The sequence below is a fragment of the Bartonella heixiaziensis genome (genome assembly GCF_046245125.2).
Taxonomy (GTDB): Bacteria; Pseudomonadota; Alphaproteobacteria; order Rhizobiales; family Rhizobiaceae; genus Bartonella; species Bartonella heixiaziensis.
Genome location: NZ_CP176404.1, coordinates 857,380 through 874,057, shown reverse-complemented (window position 1 = coordinate 874,057; position 16,678 = coordinate 857,380). Strand labels below are relative to the sequence as shown.

Genomic DNA, 16,678 nt, shown 5'->3' with positions numbered 1-16,678 from the left:
GGAGGGAGCCTATGAGAGATCCTTTGATGATGTTAGGACCGCATCAATTTTATGTGGACTGGCTGAATTTCCAATCTTTCGAAGAAGAGTTTTCTGCCACATGGGTTTGCCTAGAGCGTTTTGGCAAGGCACCCAGTTTGCAATTTACCGGCTATGGCAATGATGCAAAGACTATTCATGGCGTTTGGTTTCCAGAAGAATTTGGTGACCGTGTAGCCATTGATGCCATCGCCCAAACCATTCGAAGAGCAAAGCCTGTCCAGATGCTTCGTTGGATCAATGATACGACCTATAGTGTCCTTCTCCATGGTCCCGTGGTGATCACCACGATCAATAAAGACCACGACTATATCAGTCGCTCTGGTCAATCACAACGCATCCGCTATTCCATTAGTCTCTTGCCCTTTTTCAATGGAGGAAAACCGCAAGGTCAATATCAGGTGGGACAAATTCTATGAAGATACCAGAAAAGCATGTTGTTGTAGAGTTAGAGGATATGAGTCTCGATCTCATCTGCTTTCACCATGCCATGGCAGTGTTCAGGGACCGCATCCAAGTTGGGGCACTAAACGGCTATTTAGAAGCCACACTGGAAGCCAATCCAGAGATTGCCAAATATGGTGTGTTTTTACCGCGGGGCTTAACGGTTATTCTGCCTGAATTTGTGTTGTCTAATCCCCAAAGCATGGTGAAGCGGTTATGGGATTAATGCGCACACACCCTTTTATTGTGGTCAAGGTAGGAGACAAACCTGTTCATGAGGTTTTTTACCAGCGTCTTTTAACCGCAACTATCACTGACCATGCCGGTAATGAAGCCGATACATTTGAAGCAGAGTTTGATGATGGTGGCAATGATTTAGAGGTTCCACAAACGGGCAACGCTCTGCAGGTGATCTTTGGCTATGAGAACAGCATCAGTGCTTTTATGGGGCGTTTTGTTGTCGAATCGGTTGTGAGTTGTGGGGGCAGTGATGGAGAGATCTTACGCCTTTGCGGTAAAAGTGCTTCGATGCGCAAAGAACTCAAAGAACAGGCGAGTGAGCATTTTGATCACAAAACTGTTGGTGAGATTGTTGAGACACTGGCCAAACGCCATGGCTATCAAGCAAAGGTCAGTCCTCAGTTCACTCAACAAACTTTACCTTATGTGATTCGTACAGATCAATCGGCTGTTGATTTTTTAACCCGCCTTGCCGACCGCATGCGGGCACGCTTTTTGATCAAGGACAATAAGTTTTTATTTTTAAGCGGTGACAATTTACCAGCACTCGACATCCATAAGCATGACTGTTCCAGCTGGGAATTCACATTAGAGCCACGCACGCAATATGGCACCATTGAAGCTTCTTATTTTGATCGCTCAAAAGGGCAGCAATGCCAAGTCAAGCATCAGACAGGGTTTAGCGGTCCCGTGCGGCGTTTACGGACTTGTTACACTTGTGAGGAGGAAGCACGAGCTGCTGCTGCTTCCGAGTCGGACAGGTTGTGTCGTGCTGTGGGCAGTGGTTCTTTGACCCTTGCGGGGCGCCCCGAAATCATGGCGGATCAACCTCTTTTATTGCAAGGGTTTCGCGGCGAAATCAATGGTCCATGGAAAGCTGCAACCGTCACCCACTGCTATGAAAAACAAAGCGGATACACTACAGAAATTACACTAGAAGCACCAGACAAGGGAAAGGAGGCAGGAGAAAAGGAAACCTCTGAGTGACAGAAAATCAAAGGGGCAACTTGACCCTTTGATCGGTCGTGATGAGGAATAGGTGCAACTTGCACCAATTGCTAAAACGAGAAATAGGATCAAGTTGATCCAATTGCATGAGTACAGCAATAGGGTAATGTTTACCCAATTCCTAAAAGGAGCAATGGTGCAAACATTGCACAATTGCAGACTGAAGAGCAATTTGGTCAAGTTGACCGAATTGCTTAAACGCTTTTTCTCTTTTTGATAGTATGCTTAGGATACAGAAAAATTATCAGTCAATTTGATTGATCATCTCAAATTGTGATTTTGAGCAGAAAAGAAAAAGAGGCTTTAAATGATCTTTGAAAGGTCTTTGAAGATCCTTTGAGAACACCTTAAAAACTCTTTGAGAAAAAATAAATTGGTACAAAACCTAGTGGCAAAATATACAAAACCCGCTGGCAAGCTACATACATACAGCTACACTACAGTCAAACTACAGTGGCAAGCTACAAAGGCAAAAGCTCTGTGGCGGAGGGGGTGGGATTCGAACCCACGGTACAGTCTCCTGCACGCCGGTTTTCAAGACCGGTGCCTTAAACCGCTCGGCCACCCCTCCAAACTGAATATGTTTTCTTACAAAGTTCTTGCAAAAGGTCAATCATTTAAATGTATTTCTAAACGTTTTTAATAAAATTATTTGCAAGCGAATCAAAAATAATTTCTAATTCACCTTTTATTCAAAAATTTCTTCTTAAATCAGCAATTTCATTTCAGGATGAGCAATTTTTTCAAACGGTAATAGAAAAAACAACAGCTTCTTCATGAAATAATTAACACCATCAAGATGTGGAGATGATATCTCTATGTATGAATAAGTTAGAATTTATCATCTGTTTATTACCGATTTCACCCATTTTATGGGTGTGTGAGACTATATTTCGCACATCTCAAAAGGTCACTAACGAAGAGCTATATCATCTCCCCTTTTAGAAAATTCTGATACAGCTAAAAACTCTAATAAAGCCATGATTCGCGACAATTAGAGCAGAGCGTTAGAAAAACCTGTTTTCTCATTTTTTGCATATTCCTCATATAAAAATATGAAGAACCAATAACTTAATAACGATATAAAGTTAGATGGTGGGCGATGAGAGACTCGAACTCCCGACATCCTCGGTGTAAACGAGGCGCTCTACCAGCTGAGCTAATCGCCCAATGCAATGATCGACAACTGAATGGGACCTCTTTAAGGAAATTTTTTTCCAAACGCAAGAATAAAGATGTTGTTTGATTATTTTTTAAAAAAAATGCATAAGGCTGCTTGACATAAACGCATGAACCCCTTACACGACCGCTTGTACCAATTAATCAGTTGGTTCATAAGAAGTGCGCGGGTGTAGCTCAGTTGGTTAGAGTGCTGGCCTGTCACGCCGGAGGTCGCGGGTTCGAGCCCCGTCACTCGCGCCATTTCATGATTCCTCTGAGGAATTTTCATTTTTTTAACATGAACATTTTGCTTATAGGGCATATAACTATTAAGGTGCTGGCTTCAGAGTGGTTCCTAGAATGTAGCTTTTGTTCCTTATTTACGTAGTCTGCAAGAATAGGGCTTGCGTCTTTCTTTTCTCTGCGTTACCTATGCCGGTAAGAAAAATATCGCACGACATGCCCTTGAAGCAGTACGAGCAGAGTTAATAGAATCATTATTGCGATTTGTCTGTTTGATCTAGCAGTGTTGAGTGATTATCTTGATTCAGGCATTTCATTAAGGTGGAAGAGGATTATGACTGATTTATTGAGTTCTTATTTACCGGTCTTAATCTTTATTATTGTTTCAGCAGTTATTGCTGGAGTTCTTTTAATTATGCCTTACATTGTGGCTTATCGCTCCCCAGATCCAGAAAAATTATCGGCTTATGAATGTGGATTCAATTCGTTTAATGATGCACGCATGAAGTTTGATATTCGTTTTTATCTGGTATCGATTTTGTTTATTATTTTTGATCTTGAAGTTGCTTTTCTTTTTCCTTGGGCAGTTTCATTTGGCTCGATAGGTATATTTGGTTTTTGGTCGATGATTATATTCTTAGCACTCTTAACTGTCGGGTTTATATATGAATGGAAAAAAGGAGCTCTTGAATGGGATTAATATCTAGCAATTCAATGCTTACTGCTCCAAAAACAAAAGGGATTATTGACCCCAATACCGGTGAGTTAATAGGTTCTGACGATAGCTTTTTTCGTGATATTAATGCTGAGTTATCGGATAAGGGATTTTTAGTTACTTCAGCAGATGCTCTGATTACTTGGGCGCGGACTGGTTCTTTAATGTGGATGAGTTTTGGTTTGGCTTGTTGTGCTATCGAAATGATGCAATGTTCAATGCCTCATTACGACAATGAGCGTTTTGGGTATGCGCCACGTGCTTCACCCCGTCAGTCCGATGTGATGGTAGTGGCTGGTACTCTAACAAATAAAATGGCACCTGCTTTAAGGAAGGTTTATGATCAGATGCCTGAACCCCGTTATGTGATTTCTATGGGATCATGTGCAAACGGTGGTGGATATTACCATTATTCTTATTCAGTTGTTCGTGGGTGTGACCGTATTGTGCCTGTGGATATCTATGTTCCAGGATGTCCTCCTACTGCAGAAGCGTTGCTATATGGTATATTATTGTTGCAAAAAAAAATTCGTCGTACCGGATCAATAGAGCGATAGGGAGCTTTTGTTGTTTATGAATGAAGCATTGGGAGAGCTTGCTACCTATTTGAAAAACAAATTAGGAGATAAGCTTGAAGAAACTGTTCTCGCATTTGGCGAATTGACCGTTGTATCACGTCTTGATGCAATTACGGATGTCTTAACGTTTGTTCGTGATGATTCTCACTGTCAGTTTATTAATATTACCGACATTAGCGGTGTTGATTATCCTTCTCGTGATAAACGTTTTGATGTTTCTTATCAATTATTATCGCCTCGTCGTAATTTACGGTTACGTGTGAAAGTGCGGACTGATGAAAATACCCCCGTTGCTTCTGCTTGCTCGATTTATCCTGGAGCGGAATGGTATGAGCGTGAGACGTACGATATGTATGGAATTTTATTTTCAGGTCATCCGGATTTAAGGCGAATCTTAACTGATTATGGCTTTGAAGGACATCCTTTGCGCAAAGATTTTCCTGTGACTGGATTTGTTGAATGCCGTTATGATAATGAAGCAAAAAGGGTGATTTATGAGCCTGTTGTTTTGCGACAAGAAATGCGTAATTTTGATTTTCTTTCTCCTTGGGAGGGTGCTCAATATGTTTTACCATGTAATGAAAAAGCAGGTGGTGAAAAATAATATTGGAGCTTATAAGGTATGGTATTAATAATGAAACTCTTAAATAATTAATTGTTTTCAATATGATAATAGTTCTTATTAAAACTTGATATAAAGTTTGTTAAAAAGCAAGGGGTTAATTGTGGCTGAGGTCAATGTTCGAAACTTTAATATCAATTTTGGTCCGCAGCATCCTGCAGCGCATGGAGTTTTGCGCATGGTTCTGGAATTGGACGGTGAAGTTGTTGAGCGTGTAGATCCCCATATTGGACTGCTGCATCGCGGTACCGAAAAATTAATGGAAACAAAAACTTATCTTCAAGCAGGTCCTTATCTAGATCGTTTGGATTATGTTGCTCCTATGAATCAGGAGCATGCTTTTGTACTTGCCATTGAAAAACTATTAGGTGTTGAGGTTCCTAAACGAGGGCAGTTAATCCGTGTTTTGTTTTCAGAGATTGGGCGCATTCTTAATCATTTACTTAATGTAACAACGCAAGCAATGGATGTTGGTGCTTTGACTCCACCGCTTTGGGGGTTTGAGCAACGTGAAAGATTGATGATTTTTTATGAGCGTGCATGTGGCGCACGTCTTCATGCAAATTATTTTCGCCCTGGTGGTGTGCATCAAGATTTACCAGAATCTTTAATTGAGGATATTGGTAATTTTATTGATCCTTTTCTTGTTGCTCTTGGTAAACTTGATGCGCTTGTAACGCCAAATCGGATTTTTAAGCAGCGTAATGTGGACATTGGCGTGGTAAGTATTGATGAAGCTTGGGCGCGTGGCTTTTCTGGTGTTATGATTCGTGGTGCTGGTGTGCCATGGGATTTACGTAAAAGCCAACCTTACGAATGTTATGATGAAATGGAATTTGATATTCCTGTAGGTAAAAATAGTGATTGTTATGATCGTTATCTTATTCGTATGGAAGAAATGCGTCAATCAGCAAGAATTATGCGCCAATGTGTTGATCGTTTACTGAGTACTGAAAAAAATGGACCGGTTTCGAGTTTAGATCGCAAGATTGTACCTCCAAAGCGGTCTGAAATGAAAAGTTCAATGGAAGCGCTTATTCATCATTTCAAGCTTTATACGGAAGGTTTTCATACTCCTCCTGGTGAGGTGTATGTTGCTGTGGAAGCTCCAAAGGGTGAGTTTGGCGTTTATCTTGTTTCCGATGGCACCAATAAGCCCTATCGTGTTAAGTTGCGTGCTCCTGGCTTTGCTCATCTTCAAGCTATGGATTTTTTAACCCGAGGTCATATGCTGGCCGATGCTACAGCTATTTTGGGTTCGATTGATATTGTTTTTGGGGAGGTTGATCGCTAATGTCCGTGCGCCGTCTTGCAGATGATGTTTATCAGCCAACAGAGTTTTCTTTTACAAAAGAAAATCAGATATGGGTGAAAAATACCATAAAGAAATATCCTGTAGGGCGTGAACAGTCTGCTGTAATTCCATTATTAATGCGTGCTCAAGAGCAAGATGGTTGGGTGACACGTGCCGCGATTGAGCATGTTGCTCAGCTTCTTTCCATGGCTTATATTCGTGTTTTGGAAGTTGCAACTTTTTACACTCAGTTTCAACTCAAACCCGTGGGAACAAAGGCACATATTCAGGTTTGTGGTACGACCCCTTGTATGTTACGTGGATCTGGTGAATTGATTAAAGTTTGTCAGAAAAAAATTCATCATGAACCTTTTGTTACCAATCAGGATGGAACCTTATCATGGGAAGAGGTAGAGTGTCTTGGTGCTTGTGTGAATGCCCCGATGGTTATGATTTTTAAAGATACTTATGAAGATCTTACAGCTGAGCGTCTTGAAGAAATTATTGATGCATTTGAAGCAGGTAAAGGTTCTGAGATAGCGGTTGGTCCGCAAAGTAGTCGTAAATCATCGGAACCGATTAGTGGTTTAACTTCCCTTATTGATGATGAGAAAGAAAAAAAAAGATCTCTCAAGTCTTCACAAAAAAAGGATAAGGAAAGAATGGGAACATAATAAGTATTTTTCTTGAGAAAATATTTTATTCTTCTATCCATGATGGCAACATTTAACGAAAAGTAAGAAGTCTTGAAAAGATATTTAAAAATTGCATTTGAGGAAAAGCGAAAAATGCTATGGGAAAGAGAAAAAAGGGTGGGGTATGCTGGCTGATAAAGATCGCATTTTCACCAATCTGTATGGTTTAAAAGACAAATCATTAAAGGCTGCGATGTTGCGTGGGCATTGGGATGGTACCAAGGCGATTATTGACAAAGGCCGTAATTGGATCATTGATGAAGTGAAGGCATCCGGTTTGCGTGGGCGTGGTGGTGCTGGTTTTCCTACAGGAATGAAGTGGTCTTTTATGCCAAAACAGAGTGATGGCCGGCCTCACTATTTGGTTGTAAATGCGGACGAATCAGAGCCTGGAACATGTAAAGACCGTGATATTTTGCGACATGATCCTCATACTTTAATTGAAGGATGCGCATTTGCTACTTTTGCTATGGGAGCGAATGTCGCTTTTATTTATATTCGTGGTGAATATATTCGTGAACGTGAAGCGCTTCAAGCTGCCGTTGATGAATGTTATGATGCAGGTTTACTTGGGAAAAAAACGAAATATGGACATGCTTGTGATATTGTTATTCATCATGGAGCAGGTGCTTATATTTGTGGTGAAGAAACGGCTCTTCTTGAAAGTCTTGAGGGGAAAAAGGGACAACCTCGGCTTAAACCACCATTTCCTGCCAATATGGGGATTTATGGCTGTCCGACAACAGTAAATAATGTAGAATCCATTGCCGTTGTTCCAACGATTTTGCGGCGGGGCGCTTCGTGGTTTTCATCAATTGGACGAGCAAATAATGTTGGAACGAAATTGTTTATGGTTTCAGGGCATGTTAATGCACCTTGTACATTTGAAGACGCTCTTGGTGTTTCATTCCGTGAATTAATTGAAAAACATACGGGTGGTGTTCGTGGTGGATGGAATAATCTTTTAGCAGTTATTCCAGGGGGGGCTTCTTGCCCAGTCGTTCGCGGTGAGGATATGATCGACGCGATCATGGATTTTGATGGGATGCGAGATGTCGGATCTTCTTTTGGTACAGGGGGAATGATTGTTATGGATAAATCAACCGATATTATCAAGGCAATTTGGCGTATAGCTGCTTTTTTCAAGCACGAGAGTTGTGGTCAGTGTACACCGTGTCGTGAGGGGACGGGTTGGATGATGCGTCTTTTAGGGCGTATGGTTGAGGGAAGAGCGCAAAAACGCGAGATTGATCTTTTGTTTGAAGTGTCTAAACAGGTTGAAGGGCACACTATTTGTGCGCTTGGTGATGCTGCCGCATGGCCTGTGCAGGGGTTGATACGTAATTTTCGTCCGGAAATCGAGCGTAGAATTGATGATTATACGCGAAATGTAGTTCAAAGCAAAAATATTGCTTTGGAAGCGGTGTGATAAAGGATTTTGTTCTAAGAGCAACGGAATGCAAGTTTTAAGTGGGTTATCCGCAGGCTGGATGAGTGATGATAAATATCAAAGTTGATGGTAAAGAGATTGAAGTCCCTGATTACTATACGTTGCTTCAAGCTGCTGAGGCAGCTGGTGCTGAAGTTCCTCGTTTTTGTTTTCATGAATCTTTATCAATTGCTGGAAATTGCCGCATGTGTTTGGTTGAGGTTAAGGGCGGGCCCCCGAAACCTCAAGCGTCTTGTGCTATGGGAGTTCGTGATTTACGGCTAGGGCCTAATGGTGAAGTCCCTGAAATTTTTACCAACACGGCAATGGTTAAAAAAGCACGTGAAGGTGTTATGGAGTTTCTCCTTATCAATCATCCTTTGGATTGTCCCGTCTGTGATCAAGGGGGAGAATGCGATCTTCAAGATCAAGCGATGCTTTATGGGCGTGATTGTTCTCGTTATAGTGAAAATAAGCGTGCTGTAGAAGACAAATATATTGGGCCACTCGTGAAGACAGTTATGACACGGTGTATCCATTGCACACGCTGTGTTCGTTTTACGACAGAAGTGGCGGGTATTTCTGAGCTTGGTTTGATAGGTCGTGGTGAAGATGCTGAAATTACGACGTATCTTGAAAAAGCAATGACATCTGAATTACAGGGAAATGTTATTGATCTTTGTCCGGTGGGAGCTTTAACTTCAAAACCTTATGCGTTTCATGCGCGTCCTTGGGAATTGGTTAAAACGGAATCGATTGATGTAATGGATGCAATTGGTAGTGCGATCCGTATTGATAGCCGCGGTCGTGAAGTGATGCGGATTATGCCGCGTACAAATGAAGATGTAAATGAGGAATGGATTTCTGATAAGACGCGTTTTATTTGGGATGGATTGCGCACTCAGCGACTTGATAGGCCATATGTACGCAAAGATGGAAAATTTCAGCCTGTAAGTTGGACAGAAGCTTTTGCAAAAATTAAAATGGTGGTTTCTAAAATCTTACCAGAAAAAATTGGAGCGATTGCTGGAGATCTCGCGTCTGTTGAGGAAATGTACGCACTTAAAACATTGCTTCTTTCATTGGGGTCAAATTTTTTTGATTGTCGTCAAAGAGGGATGGTTTTATCTCCTGAATTAGGGCGTTCAAGTTATATTTTTAATCCGACGATTGCAGGTATTGAACAGGCTGATGCATTGCTTATCGTGGGATCTAATCCGCGTTATGAAGCCGCGGTTTTAAATGCACGTATTTTAAAGCGCCAACGGATGGGACATTTCCCCATCGCATTAATTGGGGAAAAGGTCGATTTACGTTATCCTTATTCTTATCTTGGAGCAGGTACCAATGCATTGAGTGCACTTGTTCGTGGTGAAGATGCGTTTTTTAATGTGTTAAAAGAAGCTGAGAAGCCACTTATTCTTATCGGAGAGGGAGCTCTTTCAGGTAAGGAAGGTTTATCTGTTTTAAAAAATCTTGCAAAATTAGCTGATAGTGTTGGAGCTCTTAGCGAGAAATGGAATGGGTTTGGTGTTCTTCACAATGCTGCATCAACTGTTGGAGGATTGGACATTGGTTTTACTTCCAAGCTTGGGGTCGCAAATATTCTTAAAACCTGTGAAGTTTTATTTTTACTTGGTGCTGATGAAGTGGATTTAGCCAATACAAAAGCTTTTACGATTTATATTGGTAGTCATGGTGATAAAGGTGCGCACGCTGCTGATGTTATTTTGCCAGCATCAGCTTATACTGAAAAATCAGGACTTTATGTGAACACAGAAGGGCGCGTTCAAATGACAAATCGGGCGGGGTTTGCCCCAGGTGAAGCAAAAGAAGATTGGGCTATTTTACGTGCTTTATCTGATATTTTAGAACGAAAGCTTCCTTTTGATTCGCTTTCTCAATTAAGACAGAGTCTGTTTAATGATTATCCACACCTTTGTGCCATTGATGATATAGCGCCTTCTGATATAGATGATCTTAGAGCGCTTGGTTCACAAATGATTGTTTTAGAAACACAAACGTTTCCTTCTATGGTAAAAGACTTTTATTTGACAAATCCGATAGCACGTGCTTCTGCCGTTATGGCAGAATGTTCATCTCTTGCAAAGAATCGTGCTATGCAAGCTGTAGAGTAAGGGCAGAGGGAAAAAGATAATGATGTATGATTTCTTTATGACTTGGCTCTTACCATTACTCATTATAGTTGGAAAAACACTTCTCCTTTTAGTTGTTCTTCTTGTTTTAGTTGCTTACCTTCTTTACGCAGATAGAAAGATTTGGGCTGCTGTACAATTGCGTCGTGGACCAAACGTTGTTGGTCCATGGGGTTTGTTACAGTCTTTTGCTGATTTAATCAAATTTGTTGTTAAAGAGCCTATTATTCCTGCTGGTGCTAATAAGGGTGTTTTTCTATTGGCGCCTTTTGTGTCCGCTACACTCGCTTTATCAACGTGGGCTGTTATTCCAGTTAATGAAGGCTGGGAAGTTGCGAAAATTAATGTTGGTTTGCTTTATATCTTGGCTATTTCATCTCTTGAAGTTTACGGTGTCATTATGGGGGGGTGGGCGTCAAACTCTAAATATCCTTTCTTAGGGGCTCTTCGTTCCGCTGCACAGATGGTTTCTTATGAGGTTTCAATTGGGTTTGTGCTTGTAACCGTCATTTTAGTAAGTGGTTCATTGGATCTTACAACAATTGTTCATAAACAAAGTTCTGGAATTGGTACGAGTCTTGGTCTTCCTTTTAACAGTTTTCTTGATTGGAATTGGCTCGTTCTTTTTCCAATGTTTATTATATTTTTTATTTCTGCACTTGCAGAAACAAATCGTCCTCCTTTTGATTTGGTCGAAGCTGAATCTGAACTTGTAGCTGGTCATATGGTTGAGTATTCTTCAACACCTTACATGCTTTTTTTTCTTGGTGAGTATGTTGCTATTGTTTTAATGTGCGCATTAACAACCATTTTATTTTTAGGCGGTTGGTTACCTCCCTTGGATGTTTGGTGGCTTAATTGGGTTCCTGGTATTATTTGGTTTGTTCTAAAGGTTTGTTTTGTATTTTTTTGGTTTGCTATGGTCAAAGCATTTGTTCCGCGTTATCGTTATGATCAGCTCATGCGGCTTGGTTGGAAGGTTTTTCTTCCTCTCTCACTAGCGATGGTTGTGATAACTGCTGCTTTTTTAAAATATACTGGTTTTGCTTAAGAGGAGCTCTTCATATGTCAGGTCTTATTCAAGCAGCAAAATCACTCCTTTTATTGGAATTTGTGAGTGCTTTTTTCTTGGCAATGCGTCAGTTTTTTTCACCAAAGCCTACAATTAATTATCCTTATGAGAAGGGGGTTGTTTCTCAGCGTTTTCGCGGTGAACATGCATTACGTCGCTACCCAAATGGTGAAGAACGGTGTATTGCATGTAAATTGTGTGAAGCGATTTGTCCTGCTCAAGCTATTACAATTGAAGCGGGACCGCGGCGTAATGATGGTACGCGTAGAACCGTTCGTTATGATATAGACATGGTTAAATGTATTTACTGTGGTTTTTGTCAAGAAGCGTGTCCGGTTGAGGCTATTGTCGAAGGTCCAAATTTTGAGTTTGCGACGGAAACACGTGAAGAACTTTATTATGATAAAGAAAAACTTTTATTGAATGGAGATCGCTGGGAGCGAGAAATCGCCCGTAATATATTAATGGATGCACCTTATCGTTAAGTGTATCGTTGAATAATGAGGTGTCGGATAATTTTTCCGATAAATTGTAATCTGGTATGAAGTGTTATACCAATTGTTTGATTAGTTGAGGAGAAGCCTATGCTAACGGATCTAGCGGCGGCATTTTTCTATTTGTTTGCTTTTATTATGCTTGCAAGTGCTGTTGTTGTTATTACAGCACGCAATCCTGTGCATTCAGTCTTATTTTTAATATTAGCATTTTTTAATGCTTCTGCTTTGTTTTTGCTTGCAGGAGCAGAATTTTTAGGGCTTATTCTGCTTGTTGTTTATGTTGGGGCTGTCGCTGTTTTGTTTTTATTTGTGGTTATGATGTTGGATGTTGATTTTGCTGAGTTAAAAAGTGGTGCACTTCGGTATGCTCCTATTGGAGTTTTTATTGGGGGTATTGTTGCCGTAGAATTAATTATTGTTTTTGTTGCTAGCCATTTTTCTCCAGTTCTTAGGACACATATTACGCAACCAATGCCAGATCTAGCGCAGCGAACAAATACACAAGCATTAGGCGATATCCTCTACACGGATTATGTTTTTTACTTTCAAATTGCTGGAATAATTTTATTGGTTGCAATGATTGGTGCTATTGTTTTGACACTTCGTCATAAATCGGGTGTAAAGCGACAATCTATAGCAGTGCAAGTTTCTAGAACAGTAGAAAATGCAATTGAAATCAAACAAGTTGAATCAGGTAAGGGCGTTTAAGGGGGGGGCTATGCAAATTGATATCACTCATTATCTGATTGTTTCTGCTTTAATGTTTACAATTGGTATTGCTGGAATTTTTCTTAATAGAAAAAATGTGATTATTATCTTGATGTCCATTGAGCTTATATTGCTTTCAGTGAATCTCAATTTTGTTGCATTTTCGGCGTTTCTTCATGATCTTGTTGGTCAGATATTCGCTTTATTTATTTTAACCGTAGCAGCTGCTGAAGCCGCAATTGGTTTAGCAATTCTTGTGGTTTTTTTCCGTAATCGTGGTTCTATTGCGGTTGAAGATGTTAATGTAATGAAAGGCTGACCAGTGATGTATTATACGATCGTCTTTCTTCCACTCTTAGGCTTTTTAATTGCTGCTCTAGGTGGAAAAACTATAGGAGATCGAGCGAGTGAATTGGTAACTTGTAGCTTTATGGTCATTGTCGCTGTATTGTCTTGGATAGCCTTTTGGGGTATTGCACTTGGTCATGCTCCAATGGTTGATGTCTTGGTATTACATTGGCTTACCGTCGATGGATTAACTTTTGATTGGGCTTTGCATATTGATACTTTAACAGCTGTCATGCTTATTGTTGTAAACAGTGTTTCAGCATTAGTGCATATTTATTCAATTGGTTATATGCACCATGATCCTTCAAGGTCGCGTTTTTTTTCTTATCTTTCTTTATTTACATTTATGATGCTTATGTTGGTGACATCCAATAATTTGATTCAGATGTTTTTTGGATGGGAAGGTGTGGGGCTTGCTTCTTATTTGCTCATTGGTTTTTGGTTTCAGCGCGATTCAGCCAATAAGGCTGCAATGAAAGCTTTTGTGGTTAATCGTGTTGGAGACTTTGGTTTTCTTTTAGGAATTTTTAGTATTTTTGTTTTATTCCAATCCGTTGATTTTGCCTCTATTTTTGCAAAAGCTGCCGACAAGAGCTTCATGCAAAATGTAACATTTTTAGGTTTGCAGCTTGATGGTCAGACAGCAATTACTGTTACATGCTGTCTGTTATTTATTGGTGCTATGGGAAAATCAGCCCAGTTTCTTTTACATACATGGCTTCCTGATGCAATGGAGGGACCAACGCCTGTGTCAGCACTTATTCATGCAGCAACAATGGTAACGGCCGGTGTCTTTATGGTTGCGCGAATGTCACCAATTTTTGAACTTTCTTCCATTGCTTTGACAGTAATTATTATTGTTGGTTCAACAACTGCATTTTTTGCAGCAACTGTCGGGTTGGTGCAAAATGACATTAAGCGTGTCATTGCTTATTCTACATGTTCGCAACTTGGTTATATGTTTGTTGCATTAGGTGTTGGAGCTTATGGAGCAGCTGTTTTTCATCTTTTTACGCACGCTTTTTTTAAGGCTTTATTATTTCTTGGTGCAGGTTCTGTGATTCATGCTGTATCTGATGAACAAGATATGCGAAAAATGGGTGGGCTGCGTAAACATATACCAGCAACTTATTGGATGATGGTCATAGGGACTATTGCTTTGACTGGTGTTGGAATTCCAGGGACATTTTTCGGGACTGCTGGTTTTTTCTCCAAGGATGCAATTATAGAGTCTGCTTTTGCATCTCATAATATTGCTTCAGGATATGCTTTCTGGCTTCTTGTTTTTTCAGCTTTATTAACCAGTTTTTATTCGTGGCGGCTTATATTTATGACATTTCATGGTAAACCACGCGCGACTGTTGATGTGATGCATCATGTTCATGAGTCGCCTTTAGTTATGTTGCTTCCTCTCTTTATTTTATCTATTGGAGCAATATTTTCTGGTGTCGTTTTCCAACCTTACTTTTTTGGTGATTTATATGATGCTTTTTGGAAGGGGGCGTTATTTACAAACAGCCATAATCATATCCTTCATGATGCCCACAATGTATTCAATTGGGTAAAATGGTCGCCCTTTATAGCAATGGTTCTTGGATTTATGTTAGCCTATTTATTCTATATTTCTATTCCTTCTCTTCCAAAGAAATTGGCTAGATTTATGCCTAGATTGTATCAATTTCTTTACCAAAAATGGTATTTTGATCAATTATATCACTTTTTGTTTGTTCGTTCTTCTTTAAGAATTGGTTCCTTTCTTTGGAAGGTAGGAGACGGCAAGATTATTGATGGTTTAGGTCCGAATGGTATCGCAGCGCGTGTTGTTGATATTACAAATAGAGTTGTTCGGATGCAAACAGGATATCTTTATCATTATGCATTTGCAATGCTTATTGGTATTGCATCGCTGATCACATGGATGATGATCGGGGGCGTAAACTGATGACTGATTGGCCTATTCTTTCTACGGTTACCTTTTTGCCGCTTGTTGGTGTGATATTAATTTTGTTTATCAAAGATGATAGCGAAGCAGCACGACATAATATACGCAATGTAGCATTTTTTACGAGTGTTTTTGTTTTCATTATTTCTTTAATTATTTGGGCTGGTTTTGATCATACAAACGCTCATTTTCAAATGGTTGAGAAATTCAATTGGTTAGGAGGGGGCATTAGCTACCATATGGGAATTGATGGTATTTCTATTCTTTTTGTTGTTCTTTCAGCTTTTCTTTTGCCTTTCTGTATTTTAGCAAGTTGGGAGAATATTAAAGATAGATTAAAGGCTTATATGATTGCTTTTCTTCTTCTTGAAGTTGCGATTATTGGAGTCTTTTGTGCTCTTGATGCAATTTTATTTTATGTCTTTTTTGAAGGCAGCCTTATTCCAATGTTTATTATTATAGGTGTTTGGGGTGGTGCACGTCGTGTTTATGCGAGTATGAAGTTTTTTCTTTATACTTTACTTGGATCAGTGCTTATGCTGGTTGCCATTATGGCTATGTATTGGGAAGCTGGGACACTCGATATACCAACTTTATTAACGCACCAATTTCCAGCACATATGCAAATGTGGTTATGGCTTGCATTTTTTGCTTCTTTTGCAGTTAAAATGCCGATGTGGCCAGTCCATACATGGTTACCTGATGCGCACGTGGAAGCTCCGACGGCTGGTTCTGTTATTTTAGCCGGTGTCTTACTCAAATTAGGCGGTTATGGTTTTCTTCGTTTTTCTTTACCAATGTTTCCTATTGCTTCATTGAATTTTGCTCCTTTGGTTTTCACGTTATCACTTATTGCGATTATTTATACATCACTGGTTGCTCTTGTTCAAAATGACATAAAAAAACTTATTGCTTATTCATCAATAGCGCATATGGGATATGTGACCATGGGCATTTTTGCTGCGAATGAACAGGCTATCCAAGGTGCTATTTATCAAATGCTCTCGCATGGAATTGTTTCAGCAGCTTTATTCCTTTGCGTTGGAGTTATCTACGATCGTTTGCATACGCGTGAAATTTCAGCTTTTGGCGGTTTAGTGAATAACATGCCAAAATATGCCGTTGTTTTCTTAATCTTCACGATGGCAAATGTTGGTTTACCAGGTAGTTCAGGATTTTTGGGTGAATTTTTAACCTTAATAGGCGTTTTTCAAGTGAATAAATTGGTTGTTGTTTTGGCTACAACTGGTGTTATTTTATCAGCTGCTTATGCACTTTATCTTTACCGGCGTGTGGTGTTTGGTTCTTTGGATAAAGAGAACTTAAAAGTCCTTCTTGATCTCTCTTCACGAGAGAAATTTATTCTTTATCCGATGGTTGTTCTTACAATATTTTTTGGTATCTATCCAACCCCTATTCTTAAAGCAACGGCATTTTCTGTAGAAGCCCTTGTTAATAAACTACACTAGATTAAGAGAAGAATGCTC

General features: G+C 39.9%; 16 protein-coding genes and 3 tRNA genes. 17 read left to right on the top strand and 2 right to left on the bottom strand.

Annotation, left to right across the window (positions count from 1 at the left end; all coding sequences use genetic code 11):
* The first annotated feature begins 11 nt into the window (after window positions 1–11).
* Genes ACKC4Y_RS03850 through ACKC4Y_RS03840 form a run of 3 tightly spaced genes read left to right on the top strand, consistent with a single transcriptional unit; the run spans window position 12 to window position 1,710 of the window.
* Entirely contained in the window at window positions 12–458 is a 447-nt protein-coding gene (locus ACKC4Y_RS03850) for a phage tail protein (protein ID WP_409360969.1), read from the top strand.
* Window positions 455–709, top strand: a complete 255-nt coding sequence (locus tag ACKC4Y_RS03845) for a tail protein X (RefSeq protein ID WP_375647897.1) — start codon at window positions 455–457, stop codon at window positions 707–709. Before ACKC4Y_RS03850 ends, ACKC4Y_RS03845 begins: the two co-directional genes overlap by 4 nt.
* Complete coding sequence (locus ACKC4Y_RS03840; RefSeq protein WP_409362142.1) at window positions 709–1,710, top strand: phage late control D family protein; 1,002 nt, start codon at window positions 709–711, stop codon at window positions 1,708–1,710. The genes ACKC4Y_RS03845 and ACKC4Y_RS03840 overlap by 1 nt, the downstream gene beginning before the upstream one ends.
* A gap of 502 nt (window positions 1,711–2,212) precedes the next feature.
* Here ACKC4Y_RS03840 and ACKC4Y_RS03835 read toward each other — a convergent pair.
* Both ACKC4Y_RS03835 and ACKC4Y_RS03830 read right to left on the bottom strand, forming a co-directional pair.
* Window positions 2,213–2,302: transfer RNA gene (locus ACKC4Y_RS03835), tRNA-Ser, on the bottom strand.
* A 522-nt stretch (window positions 2,303–2,824) separates the two neighbouring features.
* Window positions 2,825–2,900, bottom strand: a tRNA-Val gene (locus ACKC4Y_RS03830).
* Window positions 2,901–3,076: 176 nt separating this feature from the next.
* Here ACKC4Y_RS03830 and ACKC4Y_RS03825 point away from each other — a divergent pair.
* From ACKC4Y_RS03825 to ACKC4Y_RS03760, 14 genes are all read left to right on the top strand, one after another.
* Window positions 3,077–3,153, top strand: a tRNA-Asp gene (locus tag ACKC4Y_RS03825).
* A 316-nt stretch (window positions 3,154–3,469) separates the two neighbouring features.
* On the top strand, window positions 3,470–3,835 hold the full coding sequence (locus tag ACKC4Y_RS03820; protein WP_409362038.1) for an NADH-quinone oxidoreductase subunit A: 366 nt from the start codon (window positions 3,470–3,472) through the stop codon (window positions 3,833–3,835).
* Window positions 3,826–4,407: a NuoB/complex I 20 kDa subunit family protein gene (locus ACKC4Y_RS03815; protein WP_409362037.1), complete on the top strand. Its 582-nt coding sequence runs from the start codon at window positions 3,826–3,828 to the stop codon at window positions 4,405–4,407. The genes ACKC4Y_RS03820 and ACKC4Y_RS03815 overlap by 10 nt, the downstream gene beginning before the upstream one ends.
* A 16-nt stretch (window positions 4,408–4,423) precedes the next feature.
* Entirely contained in the window at window positions 4,424–5,032 is a 609-nt protein-coding gene (locus ACKC4Y_RS03810) for an NADH-quinone oxidoreductase subunit C (RefSeq protein WP_409362036.1), read from the top strand.
* Between the two features lie 121 nt (window positions 5,033–5,153).
* Complete coding sequence (locus ACKC4Y_RS03805) at window positions 5,154–6,344, top strand: NADH-quinone oxidoreductase subunit D (RefSeq protein ID WP_409362035.1); 1,191 nt, start codon at window positions 5,154–5,156, stop codon at window positions 6,342–6,344.
* Window positions 6,344–7,018 (top strand): NADH-quinone oxidoreductase subunit NuoE, encoded by a 675-nt coding sequence (gene nuoE, locus ACKC4Y_RS03800; RefSeq protein WP_409362034.1) that lies wholly within the window; start codon window positions 6,344–6,346, stop codon window positions 7,016–7,018. Before ACKC4Y_RS03805 ends, nuoE begins: the two co-directional genes overlap by 1 nt.
* A gap of 145 nt (window positions 7,019–7,163) precedes the next feature.
* Window positions 7,164–8,468: an NADH-quinone oxidoreductase subunit NuoF gene (gene nuoF, locus ACKC4Y_RS03795; RefSeq protein WP_409362033.1), complete on the top strand. Its 1,305-nt coding sequence runs from the start codon at window positions 7,164–7,166 to the stop codon at window positions 8,466–8,468.
* 68 nt (window positions 8,469–8,536) lie between these two features.
* Window positions 8,537–10,606: an NADH-quinone oxidoreductase subunit NuoG gene (gene nuoG, locus ACKC4Y_RS03790; protein WP_409362032.1), complete on the top strand. Its 2,070-nt coding sequence runs from the start codon at window positions 8,537–8,539 to the stop codon at window positions 10,604–10,606.
* A 22-nt stretch (window positions 10,607–10,628) separates the two neighbouring features.
* Entirely contained in the window at window positions 10,629–11,675 is a 1,047-nt protein-coding gene (nuoH, locus tag ACKC4Y_RS03785; RefSeq protein ID WP_409362141.1) for an NADH-quinone oxidoreductase subunit NuoH, read from the top strand.
* A 14-nt stretch (window positions 11,676–11,689) separates the two neighbouring features.
* The gene (nuoI, locus tag ACKC4Y_RS03780; protein ID WP_004854316.1) at window positions 11,690–12,181 is read left to right on the top strand and encodes an NADH-quinone oxidoreductase subunit NuoI; all 492 of its coding nucleotides are present in this window, start codon (window positions 11,690–11,692) and stop codon (window positions 12,179–12,181) included.
* Window positions 12,182–12,280: 99 nt separating this feature from the next.
* Window positions 12,281–12,901 carry an NADH-quinone oxidoreductase subunit J gene (locus tag ACKC4Y_RS03775; RefSeq protein ID WP_074380646.1) on the top strand — a complete coding sequence of 207 codons (621 nt, stop codon included), beginning with the start codon at window positions 12,281–12,283 and terminating at the stop codon, window positions 12,899–12,901.
* A gap of 10 nt (window positions 12,902–12,911) precedes the next feature.
* On the top strand, window positions 12,912–13,220 hold the full coding sequence (gene nuoK / locus ACKC4Y_RS03770) for an NADH-quinone oxidoreductase subunit NuoK (RefSeq protein ID WP_074380647.1): 309 nt from the start codon (window positions 12,912–12,914) through the stop codon (window positions 13,218–13,220).
* A 6-nt stretch (window positions 13,221–13,226) separates the two neighbouring features.
* Window positions 13,227–15,191 (top strand): NADH-quinone oxidoreductase subunit L, encoded by a 1,965-nt coding sequence (nuoL, locus tag ACKC4Y_RS03765; RefSeq protein ID WP_409362031.1) that lies wholly within the window; start codon window positions 13,227–13,229, stop codon window positions 15,189–15,191.
* Window positions 15,191–16,660: an NADH-quinone oxidoreductase subunit M gene (locus ACKC4Y_RS03760; protein ID WP_409362030.1), complete on the top strand. Its 1,470-nt coding sequence runs from the start codon at window positions 15,191–15,193 to the stop codon at window positions 16,658–16,660. Before nuoL ends, ACKC4Y_RS03760 begins: the two co-directional genes overlap by 1 nt.
* Window positions 16,661–16,678 lie beyond the last annotated feature (18 nt).

Coding starts and splice junctions, on each gene's coding strand:
- ACKC4Y_RS03850 (WP_409360969.1), top strand. CDS start 12: ATGAGAGATCCTTTGATGATGTTAGGACCGCATCAATTTTATGTGGAC.
- ACKC4Y_RS03845 (WP_375647897.1), top strand. CDS start 455: ATGAAGATACCAGAAAAGCATGTTGTTGTAGAGTTAGAGGATATGAGT.
- ACKC4Y_RS03840 (WP_409362142.1), top strand. CDS start 709: ATGCGCACACACCCTTTTATTGTGGTCAAGGTAGGAGACAAACCTGTT.
- ACKC4Y_RS03820 (WP_409362038.1), top strand. CDS start 3,470: ATGACTGATTTATTGAGTTCTTATTTACCGGTCTTAATCTTTATTATT.
- ACKC4Y_RS03815 (WP_409362037.1), top strand. CDS start 3,826: ATGGGATTAATATCTAGCAATTCAATGCTTACTGCTCCAAAAACAAAA.
- ACKC4Y_RS03810 (WP_409362036.1), top strand. CDS start 4,424: ATGAATGAAGCATTGGGAGAGCTTGCTACCTATTTGAAAAACAAATTA.
- nuoE (WP_409362034.1), top strand. CDS start 6,344: ATGTCCGTGCGCCGTCTTGCAGATGATGTTTATCAGCCAACAGAGTTT.
- nuoF (WP_409362033.1), top strand. CDS start 7,164: ATGCTGGCTGATAAAGATCGCATTTTCACCAATCTGTATGGTTTAAAA.
- nuoG (WP_409362032.1), top strand. CDS start 8,537: ATGATAAATATCAAAGTTGATGGTAAAGAGATTGAAGTCCCTGATTAC.
- nuoH (WP_409362141.1), top strand. CDS start 10,629: ATGTATGATTTCTTTATGACTTGGCTCTTACCATTACTCATTATAGTT.
- nuoI (WP_004854316.1), top strand. CDS start 11,690: ATGTCAGGTCTTATTCAAGCAGCAAAATCACTCCTTTTATTGGAATTT.
- ACKC4Y_RS03775 (WP_074380646.1), top strand. CDS start 12,281: ATGCTAACGGATCTAGCGGCGGCATTTTTCTATTTGTTTGCTTTTATT.
- nuoK (WP_074380647.1), top strand. CDS start 12,912: ATGCAAATTGATATCACTCATTATCTGATTGTTTCTGCTTTAATGTTT.
- nuoL (WP_409362031.1), top strand. CDS start 13,227: ATGTATTATACGATCGTCTTTCTTCCACTCTTAGGCTTTTTAATTGCT.
- ACKC4Y_RS03760 (WP_409362030.1), top strand. CDS start 15,191: ATGACTGATTGGCCTATTCTTTCTACGGTTACCTTTTTGCCGCTTGTT.